The following is a 17,784-nucleotide window of genomic DNA, read 5'->3' as shown; positions in this document are numbered from 1 at the left end:
TGTCCCTCCTATGCTGGCAAATGAGCCGGCAGATTATATAATAAGCGCAGCCTGGTACACACTGCGTTTAGAAACACCGCATCGTCGTGAAACGGTACGGATAGCTTCCTTCTTAGAAATTCCTTGTTCCATCAATTCCCGGACCAGAGACACGTAATCTGCATCTCCGTTAACGTCTTCCTTGTCAATTTTTGCTCCTTCGATAAGGATAACAAATTCACCGCGAACCTCTTGAGTTTGCAATATTGTACAAAGCTGGGTCAGTGTTCCTCTAAAATACTGTTCATAGCACTTTGTAAGCTCCTTACACAATACAGCCTGACGATCACCCAGTATATCTATAATTTCTGCTAATATTGTTTGGATACGATGAGGCGCTTCATAAAAAATCAATGTTCCCTCGTAAAATTTAATCGATTCCAGTACAGGTTGCCGATGTTTTTTTGTTTTAGGCAAAAAACCCATAAAGGTAAATCTTGTAGTATCCATACCCGACGCAATCAATCCCGTAAGTCCAGCATTCGCTCCCGGAACAGGTACAACACAAATATTATGTTCTATACACAGTTTAGTAAGATCATTGCCAGGATCACAAATAGCAGGCATGCCCGCATCACTCACTAACGCAATCATATCTCCTGCCAACATCCGGTTTAAAAGCTGTGGTCCTTTTGTTTCTTTATTATGTTCATGATAACTGGTAAGGGGAGTTTCAATCCCATAAACACGCAAAAGCAGTTTTGTATGACGAGTATCCTCCGCAGCAATTAAATCCGCTTCTTTGAGACAGCGCACAGCCCGATATGTAATATCTTCAAGATTTCCAATTGGGGTCGCACAAAGATATAATGTTCCTTTTTTAAATACTTCTGCCATAGCATACCTCTTTATTTTAATATCATTTTTTGCCATACCAATCCAGGATGACCTGTGTATAGGAACCATCTTCATTATGAACAATAAGTGGAGGCTGCACGGTAAGACCTGTTTTCCCTCCGTGAATGCCTTCAATAAGAAAAAGCTTGGCCCGTTTATGAATTCGCCCATGAATCATACACAAAGACTTTGGTTCTATATTATACATTCGCATCGCTGTCAATACATCTGTTAGTCGTTCCGTTATATGGACCATGCGAAAACGTCCATGGTATTTAAGAGCATAGCGTGCGGCTTTTATTACATCCGTTAGTGAAACAGTTTCTTCATGGCAGGCCCGGCGAACACCCTCAATTTTACTTTCTGCACCCCTGCCTATTTCCCGGTACGGCGGATTGGCATAAACAACGGAAAAAGCACCACTTAAAAACCAATCTTTTAACTTCCTGTAATCGCCTTCTGTAATACGAATATAATCACTTCGGCTATTCAGTTCAACATTACGGTGAGCAATATCTGCCATAACCGGATTATACTCTATCCCAATAATATTTCTCGCTCCGCGCGCGGTCAAAATAAGAGGTATCGCCGCCGTTCCTGTTCCCAAATCAAGAACCGGTCCATACGGTACATCTCCAAAATGTGCTAGTAACACTGTATCTAAAGAAAAACAAAATTGATCATCCCGCTGTATAATTTTCATTCCATCAAGGACAAGATCATCAAGACGTTCGTGCTTATTAAGTTTAATCATCTTGATCTGGAACGGCAATATCCGCCCAAGATACATTGACAGTATGTCCTGACTCTAATTGAACTTTAACAGTATGATCCTTCATATGGACTCGCAATATTGTCCCCAATCCCTCATCGGTAATAATCCGCTGTCCCACAACCGGGGCGCTTTGTTCTTCAGATTTTGTAGACCTGTGTTGACAATTAGTACATTTCAGCTCGCCTGACGTATATAAATCATTTTCATAACGCAAACAACACATAAGTCTTCCACAAATACCCGAAATTTTAGTCGGATTAAGCGACATTCCCTGCCCTTTCGCCATACGAATGGATACAGGTTTAAAATCACCTAAAAAAGATGCACAACATAAAGGTCTGCCACAGCAACCAATCCCTCCGACCATCTTTGCTTCGTCTCTCAATCCAATCTGACGGAGTTCAATGCGTGTACGAAAAACCGAAGCTAAATCACGCACAAGTTCACGAAAATCAATACGTCCGTCCGCAGTGAAAAAGAATATAATCTTTCCCATATCAAATGTATAATCTACATCAATAAGTTTCATTGGCAACTTATGTTTCGCAATTTTTTCAAGACAAATCGAAAGCGCTTTTTTTTCTCGTTCTCTGTTCTTTTCTACCTGATGTTGATCCTTTGCTGTTGCTTTACGAATTATTGGTTTTAATGGTTGTACTACTTCACTATCAGGAACATCTCGGGGAGCAATAACAATGGTTCCATATTCCATACCACGAGCGGTTTCCACAATAACGCCATCATTTATATTTAATTCGATACCCGTAGGATCAAAGTAGTATACTTTACCGGCTGCCTTAAAACGTACGCCTACAACTATCACCTAAATTCCTCCTTTTGATTGCTGGAATCGGATAATAACATAATCCCAGACAAGTCGTGTATTAACATGACGCAAAACAGCTTCTGTCCCCGCATCAAGAGCTTCTAATCCATTAAATATCGCTTCATCAGACCAAAAAGGAAGCAATTCTATTATATTTTCTCTATATTGTTTCAATCGTATCTGATCCGGGGTGCTCCCGTTTCGAATAACTATCATATCACGCAAAAAAATACCTATCCAACGTAAAATTCCCATTGTATCTTTATCTGTAAAAGCAACTGATATCGTCAGCCATTTCGCATAGGGACACGCATTCTTTGACATAAGACGGAGAAATTCCAGAGCACAGTGCACACTTTCCGTTCCTTTCCCATCCAATAAATCCAGTACGGTCCGCACATTTCCCCCGCCCCACAGAATCGCTTGTTCATAGTCTTTAAAGGTACCACCTCGCAGGCGAACCAATCCATCGGCCATTTCTTTATCTTCTACGGGTTCAAAAGAAAAAACAACACACCTGGAAATAATTGTCGGTAACAATATATCAATTTGATTTGTAACAAGAAAAAAACAAACATCCAGCGGCGGCTCTTCTAATATTTTCAGCATGCGATTCGCAAACTCCTTATTAATTGTCTCTACATGATCAATAAGGCAAATGCGTTTACTGCCAAGTTCTCCCATAAGCATAAGTTTTTCCTGAAGCTGACGAAATTGATCAACTTTAAGCATGGATCCCATAGGTGCCAAAAAATAAACATCATCTCGATCTTGTACAATAAACTGTTCCCCATACTCTTTCCAATTGGAAAGAACTCGACGATGTACCATTGCCGAAGCAGCGGCTACAGCCATACTAGTTTTTCCCAAGCCAGAGGATCCGGTAAAAATAATCGCATGAGGCATTCGATCAATTTCAATTAAATGCCGCAGACGTTTTTTTATTCTGTCATGGCCAATGATATCGGCAAAATATGAATCATCCACCACAAAAACCTCCTCGAAAATAATGTCTATCTAGTTTATTATAAAAGTATTTTCCTATAAAGTCTATAATTTCAGATTATTTCATTCGTATTCTTCTGTTTCCTTAACAGTGCTTTTACTTTCGTATAAATATCTAGATGTATATCATCCGGTGATCTTAGTTCTTCTCCTTTTGTACAGTCAATTTTTTGCCAGCCGTAAGTTTTCGCAAGTTCATGATAGGCATGATGACACTTAGTTAAAAACTCTCTGTTTTTTTCGTGAATATCACCAGTCCGTCCACCTGTTTTTCCTTTTCGCTGAGACATTAATTTTTCACTTACTTGCAACGGCATATCCAACAAAATAACTAAATCCGGTACAGGAAGTCCCATTTTATAAAATTCCAAGTCACAAAGCCATTGTAAATATGTCTGGCGTTCCTGCGTGGTATTAAACTTTATCATCTGATATAGCATATTGCTTGTAGTATACCGATCTGCCAGTATAATACCGCCTTCCTTAAAAAAAGTTTTCCACTTCATTTGATATGACGCAAATCGATCAACCGCATAAAAAGTCGACGCTGCATAAGGATTAATTGCATCTGCATCTTTGCCAAAAGCCCCCCCCAGATACATTTTTACGAGTGTACTGGACGGACTATCATAATCGGGAAAACTGACAGACCGTACTTGCTCTCCATCTTTTTGCAGATGTTCATGGAGAAGTTTTGTCTGTGTTGCCTTGCCGCAAGCATCGCCGCCTTCTAATATAATTAAATATCCTGCCATGTTATCTCCCTTCTTTATCATAATAATTTAGGACGCGCAACGTCTGCAACGTTTTATCTGAACCCCCATGAGGAATATATCCATAAGTCAATTTATCTATTATATATACCAAACATTCTTTAGTAACTCGTTCCCCTAAAGAAATAACCGGAATCCCAGGAGGATAAAAAGTTATGGTTTCTGCCGCAATACGCCCTTCACTTTCCGTCAGGGGAACTGCTTCAACCTGCCCATTCCATGCTTTCTGCGGTGAAATCACTATTTCAGGGTGTGGCAAAGATGGTTCTTTCATATCTATGGTCTTTTGTCTTTTTCCACATGCTATTTTTTGGCAAGCCCGCAGTAATGATGCAATGCTCCGTTTATCATCGCCTATAGTAATCAGCGCTAATACATGATTTCCCGCTGTCATCTCCACTTCGATTCCCTGCTGTCGCAACAAAAGTTCTGCTTGTCGGCCAGAAAAACCGATTCGAGAAAAATCGATAGTAATTTTAGTTTCATCAAATCCGCTTACGCAGGGATAAGAAAGAATTTCCTTTCCAAAAGAAACTATTCCTTCAATATTATTCAATTGATTACGCAACTCGCGAGCTAATTCAACAGCACTTCCCACTAATTCCGTTCCCTGTAACGCGAGTTGACAGCGGGCACTGTCAAGCGATGCCAAAAACCAATAATTGGGACTCGTCGATTGAACAAGGGTCATAGCCACTGCAACTTTTCCGGTACCGCTAAACCCTTTACGGCAATGCAACATCGATGTCTGTGTTAATGATCCTGCTAACTTATGTGTACTTTGTGCTACACAATCTGCACCACAAGATAATGCCGTATCTGGAAGATCCTCATGAAATGGAAGATGAGCCCCATGTGCTTCATCAACAAGAACCACCAATCCTTTATTATGTGCGTACGCCGCCATATCTCGAAGATTACACGCAATCCCATCGTAAGTGGGGTATGTAAAAAGAACAGCCTTAGCCTGCGGATGCTTATCCAAAGCTTTTTGTAAACTATCCATATCCGGGCCCAGTGATATTTGTTCCTTTTGTGCGAAACGGCTCTCCATATACACGGGTACAGCTCCGCTCATAATAAGGCTACTCATTACACAACTATGCGATTCCCGCGGGATAAGGATTTCCTCCCCACATCGGCATACTGCCAATATCATCGCTTGAACGCAAGCAGTTGTTCCATTTATCGAAAAAAAAGTTCGACCGGCACCATATAAATCAGATGCTAGCTGCATAGACTCCCGCAAGGGTCCTTCCGGTTGGAACAAATCATCCAAAGCATACATCAATCCCAAATCCCGGGCTAACGCTCCTCCAAAAAGATGTTTCTGATAACAAGAGGCCCCTTTTCCCATCTTGTGCCCCGGCGTATGAAACGGCATCATTTGTCGATGTACATACGCTTCCAAAGCCTCTACAAAAGGAGCTCTACCTTGTCGATTTTTATCCATAGTGTTTCCTTTCTAACAAAAAAATCCATGCAAAAGCACGGACATCAATGTCTTTATATTTTATCATGAGACATGTATATTGACAAGAAATTATACTCATTCTAAATAAAATAAAGTATATATAAGGGACAGAAATATTCCCCATCTGTCCCATTTACACTATGCATATTTTGCATTAAAATATTAGTACAGTTTACATTAGGAGGTATAAAATGAAAACACCACGAGTCTTGGCAATTCATGATATGTGTGCTTTTGGAAGGTGCTCTTTAACTGCAGTACTGCCGGTATTATCTACAATGGGTATACAAGTTTGCCCTTTTCCAACCGCCATATACAGTAATAATTTAACCTATGATAATATCGATTTTTATGATTTTTCCCCTCATATGCGGCATTTTATGGATATATGGCAAAAAAATAGCTATGAATATGATGCTATATATAGCGGCTTTCTAGCAAATGCGGAACAAATTTCTATCGTTGAAGATGCCATTTCCCGTTTTGCCAAAAAAGATACTATAGTCATCGTAGATCCAGCCATGGCCGACAACGGAAATCTTTATCCTGTATTCAAACCAGCTATCATTGAAGCTATGCATCATCTCATCAGTAAAGCTACGGTAATAACACCCAATTATACCGAAGCTTGCTTACTTCTTGATGTTCCGTATAAAGAAGAAATACCTACAACTAAGAAAATAACTACTTGGTGTCAGAAATTATCTGCATTAGGACCGAGCAAAATTGTTATTACCAGCGTTCCTGCCTCAAATGATGAAATCAAAAATATCAGTTATGATAGCATGACTGCTTCGTTTGACGAATACACAAGTCCCCGTATTCCCTTCAACACCTGTGGAACCGGTGATTTATTTACGAGTGTTCTTACCGGCTGTCTTTTAAAAGACTTTTCTCTTCATGATGCTGTCAGTAAAGTAATCCGCTTTATGAATTATTGTATCAATTATACATACCAATCCGGCAATGATCCCCGTGAAGGCGTCCAAATAGAACCCTGTTTATTGCATTTGCAAAACATTGAAAAAAAATAATTTATCTGCATAAATATTAAACTGCCTTTCGTGCATTAGATTATATAGCTAACGCACGAAAGGCAGCTTTACTTTATATTAAGGTATTGCATTGCCTTTCAAAATACGCCATATCGCAATAGTACGCGCCGCTGTAATATATTTCTCGTATGACATATCATGCATATTTTTCTCTTCCATCATGGATCCCTTGTTAATAACCAATCGATAGTTAAACGCCTGTTGTGACCTCGTAAGCGGTGGAAGCAACGCTTCATATTCAGCACCCTGCGGCAAAATGAACTCCGCAAGAGTCGGTATAATCTGTAGATGACTTCCTGCCGCTTCAGGAGGCAGCATATTCGGAGTAACCCCATCGCCATAAAAGAAGCAAGGAATTCCACTCAGTTCCGGCAAAGACACATCCGTAGCAAAATTAAAACGTTCTGCATGATCGCCGGTTACAACAAATAAGGCACTAGGGTCCTTATCCGAAACATCATCAATAAATTTACCCAAAACATTGTCTGCATACCAAATATGGCCTAACTGGTCAATTGTTGCTTTATCTGTTGGAATCGTTTTAGGCAGTTTTTCTGTAACTTCTTTGCGAGGAAAACCATAAGCATCTACATTATAAGCAAATGGCGGATGATTCGTTGTCGTCATAATCATATGAAAGGTTTTTCCCGTATCCTTTGCCATATATTTTTGAATAGCATTGAATAGTTCTCCATCAGGAACTCCCCAAGTTCCTTCATCTTGCGGCGGCATTTCATCAGAACAATGAAATTCATCAAACCCTTCTCGAAGAGTAAATGCCTTTATATCTTGCCAGCTGCTTAATCCTCCATACCAAAAAACCGTTTTATATCCCATTTTTTTCATAAGCATTCCAATACCCATTCCATATGCTCCATCTGGATTTTGGATATAATTAGGTGCTAATCCTACATAAGGAAGACCGGTAAACAAACCATTAAGTGACGTTATTGTACCGTTTCCTGCCGCCAAGAATTGATACGTAGAAGCTCCCCCTTTCGCTAATTTTTCTCCACTCAGACATAATCCCAGGTCTTGATATTGTGGTAAAAGAGGCCATAACGCATAATTCTCTCCAACAACAAGCACCACATCTTTAGGCGGTGTTTTCAGTGGAGAACCTGATGCTTTATGCAAAAAAGCTTCATCTATCGTCTTAGCATTGGGATTTCCCCCTAAAGTACGAATCGCATCCTTTAACTCCTGTGGTGAAATCTTGCGTTGAGCCTTGCTATAGGCACGCTGATATGTCTTATATGCTCTATATAACGCCTGCCCATCATCAAGTATAGCTTCATTTAATAAATGTGACCGTGTTTGTCCCGCATCCTCCCATGGAACTCCACTGTCTGAATTAAACGCTCCGCCAAATCTGCAAAAAATACCAAACACAGGTAAAAATAAAACAATAACGCAAACAACAAGGCGTACATTTTTTTTAGGTGTCCATGTTTTTGTTTGTGAAAAACGATACCACAGATATACCAAAATCGCTGCCAATATAATACAACCGGCCAAACGCGGCCATAATTGATATTGACTAACCATGGTCTGCCATATAGCGGTTTTATCATCCTTCATTCCATTGAAAAGCATAATATTATAGGATTGATGGAATACCCGATAATAAGGAATCCGAACCATAAATAAAAAAGACAATACAGCAGTACTGATACTTCCCCAAATTAAGCGAATCCGGTCTCCCGGCCATTTTTTTAAAAAGCTGACTGGTATTGTTGCAAAAACCAAGGATACTGCCGTAAACGCTGCCGCGGTCTTTAAACTAATACGCAATCCAAACCAAAAAGTCAGCCATACGTCGTGCATATTGGCATCGCTTAATTGCCCTGAATAAATTGCAATAAAAGACCAGCGGAATATCATTATGATGACGTGTAAATAAATAAAAAGCTTTAAATCTTGCTGTATATGATGTAAAAATCGCAATGTAACAGATCCTTTCAACCCACTTTATGATTCTTATATTTTAACACATTCAAGATTCCTCTGATACATATGTATCTAAATTTATTTATTAATAATACGATATAATTATTACATTATTTTACATACTATTGCAGTTTTATTTAGCATACTACAATAGATAAAATGACTAAAACTTCTCACATAAAAAAGGTATGCTAAGCCTTAAAAATAAAGTAATAAATCCATACTTGAAAAAATTCCAACAACCTTTGTTCGGCGACAGATTTCTTTATTTAACCGCTCCAGAAAATTCGCAGAGGATATTTTTCTGGCATTCATTTCTTGAAAACTAAAGCGAGTCTCCCATCCCCTCTTCTAATGCAGTTATAACTTTGGCAGCTATTTCCGTTCATAATCCCCCATGAATATATTGGCATATTTTTTAACACTTTCATAGTCTGACCGCAACCAGATTTGTTTGAGTTTTTTGGCAAAATATTTTTTCTTTTTATAGGAACATGTCCCAATATGTTACGCATGAAATAAACCTTAAAATACTGCTAAAAGCAGTCAAATAACGTTTCGCGGGCTGCCTTGACCATGCCTTTACGTCCATCTGATACGACAATACATACCTTGTTCTTATTTCAAAGCGGTGAACGTGGCAACCTGACGGGTATCCTTGACACGCTTTGTTTCATTCTAATTTTTCGACACAAATCTTGCTTTCCACTTCAGTATCCATTCGTTGTTCGTAATGCCATTTAAAAATAGATTGCATGGGATCTTCCTCTGATATAAATTTCATTAGCATTTTTTCAAAAGATGCGGTAAAATTTGGGTAAGCTATCCATGTTTCACTCTTTATTAGTTTACCTGATACTTACTTTTTCGGAATTTTGATAACTCTTCCGTTTTAAACCGTATGCATTTTCGAAATCAATTATTCAAAACCAAATTTTAAAAACTTTTTATAAAGTACGTAAGGCGCAATTTTTTTTAAAAATAAGAGGACGTTTACATCTCAATTTCGATATTTCTATCGGCAATACATCCGAAATAAATCGGTACATTGTATTATAAAACGCTATTAAAAATACAGAGAAAAACAAAGTCAGAAAAACAAAGAAAAAATTCAAACGTACGTTTCTTCCTTCATTTTTCTGATTTTCAAACCATCATTTTCTTTATATTGTGATTTCATCCTATTACTCTGCAATAATCACTTTGCATTCTTTGTAAAACCAACGCTATATAGCAATTTACTTAAACTGTTTTAATGTTAATCCTGTAAGAAACATTAATTCTTCAAAAGAAGCCGCATGTAGTTTTTCAGCCGCTGCACATGCAATCGCCGCACACACTCTTGCATCATCAAGAGCCTGATGATGTTGGAAAGAAATACCCAAATAATCGGCCATCGTATTCAGTTTATGGTCTGGTAAATCCGGCCAAACTTTACGTGATATCTCCACAGTACAAGCATATTGCATTTGTGGCCGTTCCAATTCGTACGTTTTAAGCATACTGCGCAAAACACGCATATCAAATACCGCATAATGAGCAATAACTATTCGGCCTTCCAAATGACGTCGTATATCAGCCCACAACACATCAAAAGTTGGTTTTTGTGCTACTTTATCTTCAGTTATTCCATGAATTTCTACATTTACTGGATCAAAACGCATAAATGGGGGATGGATAAGGGAATATGCCTCTTGTACACATTGTCGATCATGCATTGTAACAGCAGCCAAAGAACAGGCACTGTTAGTATATTTATTAGCTGTCTCAAAATCAATCGCTGTAAAATCCAACATCTATAATAACATCCTTTCAAATAATTATATTATACCACGTATTTTAAGATTGCAGTTTTTTTATATAAAATTTGCAGTTTTAACATACATGTACTTCCTATATATAGAATTCCTACTGCTGATTCGGCCCACCATTTTTATAAAAATAAACGTAAAGGAATAAACATGAAAAATATACATATACACCAAATTACACTTGATAATACATCTATTCTATACACATGGGAAAAAAAGGACATAAAAAACATCAATCTGCGTATCCGTCCGGACGAAACAGTGTATATTTCCTCCCCTCCCCATGTTTCTCAACCTCGCATAGAAACCTTCCTCACCATTCATAAATATTTTATTCTACGTGTGCTCTCTCAAATACGTCAGCAGAAAATATTACACCCTACAATATTTTTAAAATCAAAAGACGTGATATATCTTTTAGGGAAAAAGATGATAGTACAAGTCAACCACAGTCGATCAAACTTAATATACACAGAAAACAATGTATTGCAAATAGAAACACCCCAGCCAGATGATTGGGCATATAAACGCAGCCTTTACCATAAATTTTTACGCCAGACAGCTACACAGTATCTTCCTGTTGTCATTAAACAAAGCCTAAAATTAGTTCGTCCATATGGTATAACTACTCCACCTCAATTCCGCCAGCGCTTGATGAAATCCCGTTGGGGGTCTTGTATACCCTACAAGCAAAGAATAACGTTAAATACATACTTAGCGGTTATGCCCAATTATTGCACCGAGTACGTTGTTTTACATGAACTTTGTCATCTTATACATCCTAATCACTCTTCCCAGTTCTATGCTTTTGTAGAAAAAATTATGCCTGATTGGCAGAAACGAAAAAAAGCAATGCTCCTATATCAACCATACTGCATATAAATATCCGTATCTTATCACGGAGTATGATCATTATATTTTTTCGTATTGAATTATCATTTTGGGTCAATATGTATGACAGGATCACAATTTTCGTATTCTTTATGCAGCGACGCTTCTACCTCTTCAGATATGGTATGCGCTTGACACAATGATAATGTTTTATCTAATTCCAAATGAAAATCCATCAATACTTCCTGACCGGCCATACGTGTACGAAGATGGTGAAATCCCAACACTTCTGGATTTTTCATAATAATATTGCCGATTCGGCCTTCTTCAGCTTCACTTAATGACGCATCTGTCAAATCATCGTAACTCGAACGGCACATTTTATACCCAACGCGCATAATTCCGCCTGCAACTAAACAAGCAATCAATGGATCAATCCATAAAAATCCAGTTATTTTCATAAACAAAATCCCGGCCATGACACCGGCCGAAGTCCAAACATCGGTACGTAAATGCATTCCATCCGCCAGTAAAGCTTGTGACCCAGTCTGTTTACCAACGGCACATAATCGCCGTGAAATAAAAACATTTAACAAACTAGATCCCAACATAACAATAATGGCTAAATTTAATGATTGTGGTTCCTGAGGTACCGTCAACTTAGTAATAGCTTCCGATAAAATAAACACTGCCGCTAAAATGATTAATAGTGATTCAAAAGCAGCTGATATATTTTCTACTTTTCCATGTCCATAATCATGATCTTGGTCGGGAGGCAATGATGATTTTTTAACTGCCATAAAAGCAATAGCCGCTGCCAGAAGATCGACTCCCGAATGAATAGCTTCCGAAATAATGCTGACCGTACCAGTTAACATTCCAACAGAGAGCTTACATATCACCAAAATTATATTGCTAATAACGGATAACCTTGCAGTATTACGTTTCAATTGAATTTCTTGTTGTAACATATTGATATCTTCCTTCAAATTAAATAATATAAAAACAGCCTGTGGGAACGTACCTAAATTCCCACAGGCTGACCTGTTGCTTTCGCCCAATTACAAAATGTAATCTGTCCGGTAAAGCTAATGATACCACTTTTATTCTCATTTGTAAATATATAAATGAGAATAAAAGTGGTATTTTCTCATTTATCATTCCCTAATCAAAAGACAAGGAGTACGTGTCACCTTTTCAGATAACTCCTTTCTCTGTTATGTTATGGTAAAAATAACATCGGATCCGTTGGAGTGCCATTTACACGAACTTCATAATGGCAATGCGGACCTGTACTGTTTCCTGTACTACCAGCCAAGGCAATAATATCACCAGTCTTAACCGTTTGTCCTTGAACAACTAACAACATCGAATTATGACCATAGCGTGTTACAAATCCACCGCCATGATCAATTTCTACCAAGTTGCCATACCCACCGGTCCAGCCGGCAATTGTTACCGTTCCCGATGCCGTTGCTCGTATAGGTGTACCATAATCTACAGCGATATCAACGCCTTCGTGAAAACCCGTTCCACCACCGATAGGATTACCGCGGTATCCAAATTTAGATGTAATAGTTCCTTTAACCGGCCAAATAGATGGATAGTTTGACGATTCATATTTTTTATGAGATTGCTGCATTTCCCGAACCTGTTCACCCGCTGTGTCACTTAAAACTGTTTTTAGCGTGATAAAGCTTACAACACGAGCATTGACCCTTGTTTCCATACGAGAGGTGGTAAGTAACAAATCATTAAAGCTTGCCGCAGAAAGGTCCGGAGATTTCTTCGGCTTATCTGCTACCCCACCATCACCTTTTGGGCTGTCGCCAGTTTCAGCTCCTTTCACCATCTGGCGTAATTCCTGATCCAGTGAATCTAATTTATCCATTTTATCCTGCAATGATGCAGTTTTATCCCGCATAATCTCAAGCTGCTGCTCATGCAACATTTCCTTTTGCCGCACATTCTGTAATTCTACATATTCAAATACACCTATAACAGCTCCCATCACAATCAATATTGCCGCCGCTGCAGCAGTTATAATTACACGTCTATACTGCCTTGGCGTAATCAAAATGGGTCCTGTTCGATTGTTACGAAGTGCGTGAAATTGTTTGGTTATTTTCTTTACTTCACACTGCCATTGGTGCTTATATGTTTGGATATTCAATTATTGGTCCCTTCTTCATTCTTTGTTAACGGCAGTTACTTCTCCCGTGTAATTCAATGCATTTTCCAAACTTTCTTTTTCCTCTTCACTCATGCTATATAAGCTTTGCCCATTAACAATAGGTTTCGCAAAAATACGTGACTCATTTCTTCCATACACACTGGAAAGACAAAAACCATCATTCTTACCATCTAAAATCGTAAAAGCAAAACTCAGATGATTTCCAATGTTATCAAACGCATTATATTTCACAAAACCAATTTTTCGAAAACAATGATTCTGTATCGTCAACATTTCCGCTTGAGTGCCGTATAGGGAATCTAACGTGTCCGACAATTCACGCAGCTGTGCTACATCTTCATGTAATTTGGTCTCTACGCTTTTCCCCGTTTCATCCTGCATAAAAAAATTATATTTCCTTGTTAATTTATTAACGCGATAATTTAACACCACTATATATACAAGCAAGAGCAATAGCAAAATGCCCATTGCACCGGCAGCAACCAGATACATCATCCCCATATTCATTCCATCCCACATGTTTTCCTCCTGCTGAAGTATCTATTAAAGTCCGTACTTTATAATACACTAAAAAAAGCAAAAAAAACAACCTCTATTGTAAATTAATTATAATTTTTTTAAACATTAAAATCAGAAATAGTATATTCTCTTTTCTGTTCTTCGTCCGTAAGCATAACTAATAATCGTTCAAATTCCTTTTCAGAAGTAAATGAAATTTCAATTTTCCCAGTATTTTTTTTATGATTCAAATGAATAGAAACACCAGTACCCAAATGCATTTTCAATTTATCTTGAAGTGATTCCAAATACGCATCTTTTTCTACTGTTTTTTTTTCTTCTTTTCCCTTGTGTTCCATTATTGTTTTAGCCAATATTTCTACTTGCCGTGCTGACAAACCATCCCGAATAATTCGCTCTGCCAAATTCAGCTGCTGTGTTTCATTTTTCAACATAAGTAACGGACGAGCCTGCCCCATCGTAAGTCGTCCATCAGAAAGCATTGCCTGAATACACCGCGGAAGCTGCAGAAGACGCATCATATTAGCTACATGAGAACGACTTTTACCCACCTTTACGGATACCTGTTCTTGGGTCAGTTCAAATTCTTGAATCAACAGTTGATAGGCAGCTGCTTCTTCAATCGCGTCAAGATCCTCGCGCTGTAAATTTTCAATTAAAGAAATTTCCGTAGCTACATCAACCGCATATTCTTTAATAATAGCCGGTACTGTCTTTAAATGACATAATTGAGCTGCCCGCCAGCGACGTTCCCCTGCAACAAGTTCATATTTTCCATTTTCCTTTTTTTGAACTACTATCGGTTGGACAATTCCATATTGACTAATAGAATCTGCTAATGCTTGCAACGCTTCTTTATGAAAAATCTTACGTGCCTGTCGAGGATTGGGTACGATATCGGTAACTTTTATTTCCAGCGCAGATTTCCTGCCATCATCAAGATGACTTTCTGTAAGGCCCAAGGCTTCCAACCGCTTTCCTAATCCAGTCCCTGCCCCCAGTCCTTTTTTTTTAACCGACACGGTCAATCACCTCTCTTGCCAATTTCTTATATACTTCTGCTCCCCGCGAGTGCGGATCATACGTAGTAATGGGTTCACCATGGCTTGGAGCTTCCCCCAGACGGACATTCCTTGGAATAATAGTATTAAAAACCTGTCCGCTAAAATATTTTTTAACTTCTTCCGTAACTTGAATCGATAAATTAGTTCTTCCATCAAACATAGTAAGAACCAATCCTAATAGTCGCAAATTTTTATTCATGCTGTCCCGTACCATTTCTACCGTCTGCATCAGCTGTGCCAAACCTTCCAATGCATAAAATTCACACTGCACGGGAATAACTACTGAATCAGACGCCACCAACGCATTAATAGTCAATAATCCCAATGACGGAGGACAATCAATAACAACAAACTCATACATATCCCGAATAGATTGAAGTACTTGCCGTAAAATGGTTTCACGCCCTTCCATATTAACCAGCTCTACCGCTGCTCCAGCTAAATCCATCGTTGCAGGAACAATATGGAGTTTCTTCACTGCAGTTTTCTGCAAAACCTCGGTCATGGGGACTTTCTCAATAATGCAATCATACAAATTGCCTTCCAATTTTTCTTTATCTATTCCCAATCCGCTAGTAGCATTTCCTTGCGGATCAAGATCGATCAAAAGTGTGCGTTTTCCCGCTGTCGCCAAGCAAGCACTTAAATTAACAGCAGTCGTCGTTTTCCCGACGCCCCCTTTTTGGTTCGTTACGGCAATGATATGTGCCACCAATGCCACCTCATTTCACATAAAAGTTTTGCTACTTTATAGTATATCATAGGTCTTTATGAATTTCACGAAAAAAACAGGTATTTCTTCTTGATAACTCATGGTTTTACACTAATAAAAAAAACAAAAACGGCATATAGAAATCATTCATAACCTTCATCTACAGCCGTTTTTATTTAACTAATCAAGGGTACCTAGCGTTCTTGCCTGCCATATGTAGTATGCAGGTAATGATGGGATTTTTCACTTAATGGCTGTCCCAACCATTCTTTATAAATAGTTTTAATATCGGGATTTTCATGGGATTTTCGGAATTGGGAATATTCATCAATTTTATATAACGCTTCCGCACGTTTTTTCTTAATATCCATATTGGTCGGAACCGGCTGTCCGCCGCCTCCGATACAACCACCCGGACAGGCCATGATTTCAATGAAATGATACGATGCCGTACCCTTTCGCACCCTGTCCATCATTTTTTGCGCTGCTCCCAGGGAATTACACACCGCAATCCGAATTTCCTTATCTCCCAGCTGTACCTGCGCCTCTTTTGTACGATCCAACCCCCGTATTTCCGTATACTCTATATCCCACAAATCCTGTCCTGTCACAACATCTGCTACCGTGCGAAGTGCTGCTTCCATGACGCCGCCGCTGCTTCCAAAAATAGCTCCGGCCCCGCTTCCATACCCCAATGGTGAATCAAAATCCACAGCCCGGATGCTCCTGAAATCAATGCCTGCTTCGCGAAGCATCCGTCCCAATTCACGCGTCGTAATCACAATATCAACATCCTGATACCCCGAATCACGTAATTGCGGCCGCACACACTCCGCTTTTTTCGCAGTGCATGGCATAACAGAAACGCTGACTATATGTGCCGGATCAATTCCTGCCTGATGGGCAAAGTAAGTTTTTATGACTGTGCCGAACATTCCCTGCGGAGACTTAGCCGTGGATAAATGGTTCAATAAATCCGGATATTTCAGCTCACACATATTCACCCATCCCGGACTGCATGAGGTTATCATCGGCAGCACTCCGCCTTTTGTCAGTCGATCGAGAAATTCAAATCCTTCTTCCATAATCGTCAAGTCAGCACTAAAGTTTGTATCAAATACCTTATCGAAGCCTAAGTTCCGAAGTGCCGCCACCATTTTCCCAGTTACAATACTGCCGGCTTCCATCCCCATCTCTTCTCCCAATGCTACTCGGACAGAGGGCGCTACTTGAACAACCACCACTTTTTCTGGATCATTTATCGCTTCCCATACCCGTTCTGTATCATCTTTCTCAACGATGGCTCCCGTCGGGCAAAGACTGGCACACTGTCCGCAATACGTACAGGCTACTTTGCTTAAATCTTGTTCAAACGCCGTTGAAACAATAGAATTAAACCCCCGATTGGCAAAACTGTATACATTCATTTGTTGTATATCACGGCATACACGAATACATCGTCCACATAAAATACACTTTTCTTGATCGCGAACCAAGCAAGGATTGGACGCATCAAACGTATGTATTTTCCGCTCTCCCCAATCAAACCGATGCGTCCGGACTCCCATATCAGCCGCCATCGTCTGTAACTCACAATCTCCGTTTTTACGGCACGTCAAACAATTCTTCGGATGATTTGCCAGCAAAAGTTCTATCACCATACGCCGTGCCTCCCGCACTTTTGCCGTATTCGTTTTAACAATCATTCCTTCTTCCACAGGATACATACAGGATGCCACCAATGTTTTTACCCCGCTGACATCCACAATGCACATGCGGCAAGCTCCTTCCGGTACCAGATCCGGATGATAACAAAGCGTCGGGATATAAATACCGGCTGAACGGGCTGCTTCCAATATACTAAAACCCTGTGGTGCTTTAACAACAATTCCATTGATTGTCAAAGATACTGTTTTCAT

17 protein-coding genes are annotated in these 17,784 nt (G+C 39.2%); 2 read left to right on the top strand and 15 right to left on the bottom strand.

Annotation, left to right across the window (positions count from 1 at the left end; all coding sequences use genetic code 11):
• Positions 1-33: 33 nt before the first annotated feature.
• The 6 genes from rsmI to NXG62_RS09860 all read right to left on the bottom strand — a co-directional run bounded on the left by rsmI (position 34) and on the right by NXG62_RS09860 (position 5,708).
• On the bottom strand, positions 34-876 hold the full coding sequence (gene rsmI / locus NXG62_RS09885) for a 16S rRNA (cytidine(1402)-2'-O)-methyltransferase (RefSeq protein ID WP_427112247.1): 843 nt from the start codon (positions 874-876) through the stop codon (positions 34-36).
• A 22-nt stretch (positions 877-898) separates the two neighbouring features.
• Complete coding sequence (locus tag NXG62_RS09880; RefSeq protein ID WP_427112246.1) at positions 899-1,666, bottom strand: tRNA1(Val) (adenine(37)-N6)-methyltransferase; 768 nt, start codon at positions 1,664-1,666, stop codon at positions 899-901.
• Complete coding sequence (locus NXG62_RS09875; RefSeq protein WP_427112245.1) at positions 1,623-2,474, bottom strand: PSP1 domain-containing protein; 852 nt, start codon at positions 2,472-2,474, stop codon at positions 1,623-1,625. The genes NXG62_RS09880 and NXG62_RS09875 overlap by 44 nt, the downstream gene beginning before the upstream one ends.
• A complete protein-coding gene (locus NXG62_RS09870; RefSeq protein ID WP_427112244.1) occupies positions 2,475-3,464 on the bottom strand; it encodes an ATP-binding protein in 990 nt (329 codons plus the stop codon).
• A gap of 71 nt (positions 3,465-3,535) precedes the next feature.
• The gene (locus NXG62_RS09865; protein WP_427112243.1) at positions 3,536-4,237 is read right to left on the bottom strand and encodes a dTMP kinase; all 702 of its coding nucleotides are present in this window, start codon (positions 4,235-4,237) and stop codon (positions 3,536-3,538) included.
• 1 nt (position 4,238) lies between these two features.
• Positions 4,239-5,708 (bottom strand): aminotransferase class I/II-fold pyridoxal phosphate-dependent enzyme, encoded by a 1,470-nt coding sequence (locus NXG62_RS09860; protein WP_427112242.1) that lies wholly within the window; start codon positions 5,706-5,708, stop codon positions 4,239-4,241.
• A 212-nt stretch (positions 5,709-5,920) separates the two neighbouring features.
• On the opposite strand from NXG62_RS09860, the gene NXG62_RS09855 reads away from it, so the two are divergent.
• Positions 5,921-6,763: a pyridoxamine kinase gene (locus tag NXG62_RS09855; protein ID WP_427112241.1), complete on the top strand. Its 843-nt coding sequence runs from the start codon at positions 5,921-5,923 to the stop codon at positions 6,761-6,763.
• A 78-nt stretch (positions 6,764-6,841) separates the two neighbouring features.
• On the opposite strand, the gene NXG62_RS09850 is transcribed toward NXG62_RS09855, so the two are convergent.
• The 3 genes from NXG62_RS09850 to NXG62_RS09840 form a co-directional block, all read right to left on the bottom strand.
• Positions 6,842-8,731: an LTA synthase family protein gene (locus NXG62_RS09850; RefSeq protein ID WP_427112240.1), complete on the bottom strand. Its 1,890-nt coding sequence runs from the start codon at positions 8,729-8,731 to the stop codon at positions 6,842-6,844.
• A 201-nt stretch (positions 8,732-8,932) separates the two neighbouring features.
• Positions 8,933-9,049 carry a transposase gene (locus NXG62_RS09845; protein ID WP_427112239.1) on the bottom strand — a complete coding sequence of 39 codons (117 nt, stop codon included), beginning with the start codon at positions 9,047-9,049 and terminating at the stop codon, positions 8,933-8,935.
• A gap of 923 nt (positions 9,050-9,972) precedes the next feature.
• Positions 9,973-10,530: a 3'-5' exonuclease gene (locus NXG62_RS09840; RefSeq protein WP_427112238.1), complete on the bottom strand. Its 558-nt coding sequence runs from the start codon at positions 10,528-10,530 to the stop codon at positions 9,973-9,975.
• Positions 10,531-10,695: 165 nt separating this feature from the next.
• Here NXG62_RS09840 and NXG62_RS09835 point away from each other — a divergent pair, with 165 nt between their 5' ends.
• Positions 10,696-11,427: a M48 family metallopeptidase gene (locus tag NXG62_RS09835; protein WP_427112237.1), complete on the top strand. Its 732-nt coding sequence runs from the start codon at positions 10,696-10,698 to the stop codon at positions 11,425-11,427.
• A gap of 53 nt (positions 11,428-11,480) precedes the next feature.
• Here NXG62_RS09835 and NXG62_RS09830 read toward each other — a convergent pair whose 3' ends face one another.
• The 6 genes from NXG62_RS09830 to NXG62_RS09805 form a co-directional block, all read right to left on the bottom strand.
• Positions 11,481-12,347 carry a cation diffusion facilitator family transporter gene (locus NXG62_RS09830; protein WP_427112236.1) on the bottom strand — a complete coding sequence of 289 codons (867 nt, stop codon included), beginning with the start codon at positions 12,345-12,347 and terminating at the stop codon, positions 11,481-11,483.
• Positions 12,348-12,598: 251 nt separating this feature from the next.
• Positions 12,599-13,501: a M23 family metallopeptidase gene (locus NXG62_RS09825; RefSeq protein WP_427114273.1), complete on the bottom strand. Its 903-nt coding sequence runs from the start codon at positions 13,499-13,501 to the stop codon at positions 12,599-12,601.
• Between the two features lie 63 nt (positions 13,502-13,564).
• Positions 13,565-14,089 (bottom strand): DUF4446 family protein, encoded by a 525-nt coding sequence (locus tag NXG62_RS09820; RefSeq protein ID WP_427112235.1) that lies wholly within the window; start codon positions 14,087-14,089, stop codon positions 13,565-13,567.
• Between the two features lie 98 nt (positions 14,090-14,187).
• Positions 14,188-15,111 (bottom strand): ParB/RepB/Spo0J family partition protein, encoded by a 924-nt coding sequence (locus NXG62_RS09815; protein WP_427112234.1) that lies wholly within the window; start codon positions 15,109-15,111, stop codon positions 14,188-14,190.
• A complete protein-coding gene (locus NXG62_RS09810; RefSeq protein WP_427112233.1) occupies positions 15,101-15,865 on the bottom strand; it encodes a ParA family protein in 765 nt (254 codons plus the stop codon). Before NXG62_RS09810 ends, NXG62_RS09815 begins: the two co-directional genes overlap by 11 nt.
• A 194-nt stretch (positions 15,866-16,059) precedes the next feature.
• On the bottom strand, positions 16,060-17,784 hold the full coding sequence (locus NXG62_RS09805; protein WP_427112232.1) for an NADH-dependent [FeFe] hydrogenase, group A6: 1,725 nt from the start codon (positions 17,782-17,784) through the stop codon (positions 16,060-16,062).

The organism is Megasphaera sueciensis, from assembly GCF_050219315.1.
Classification (GTDB): domain Bacteria; phylum Bacillota; class Negativicutes; order Veillonellales; family Megasphaeraceae; genus Megasphaera_A; species Megasphaera_A sueciensis.
The sequence above is the reverse complement of the archived record's forward strand: the minus strand, read 5'-3'. Positions and strand labels throughout refer to the sequence as shown.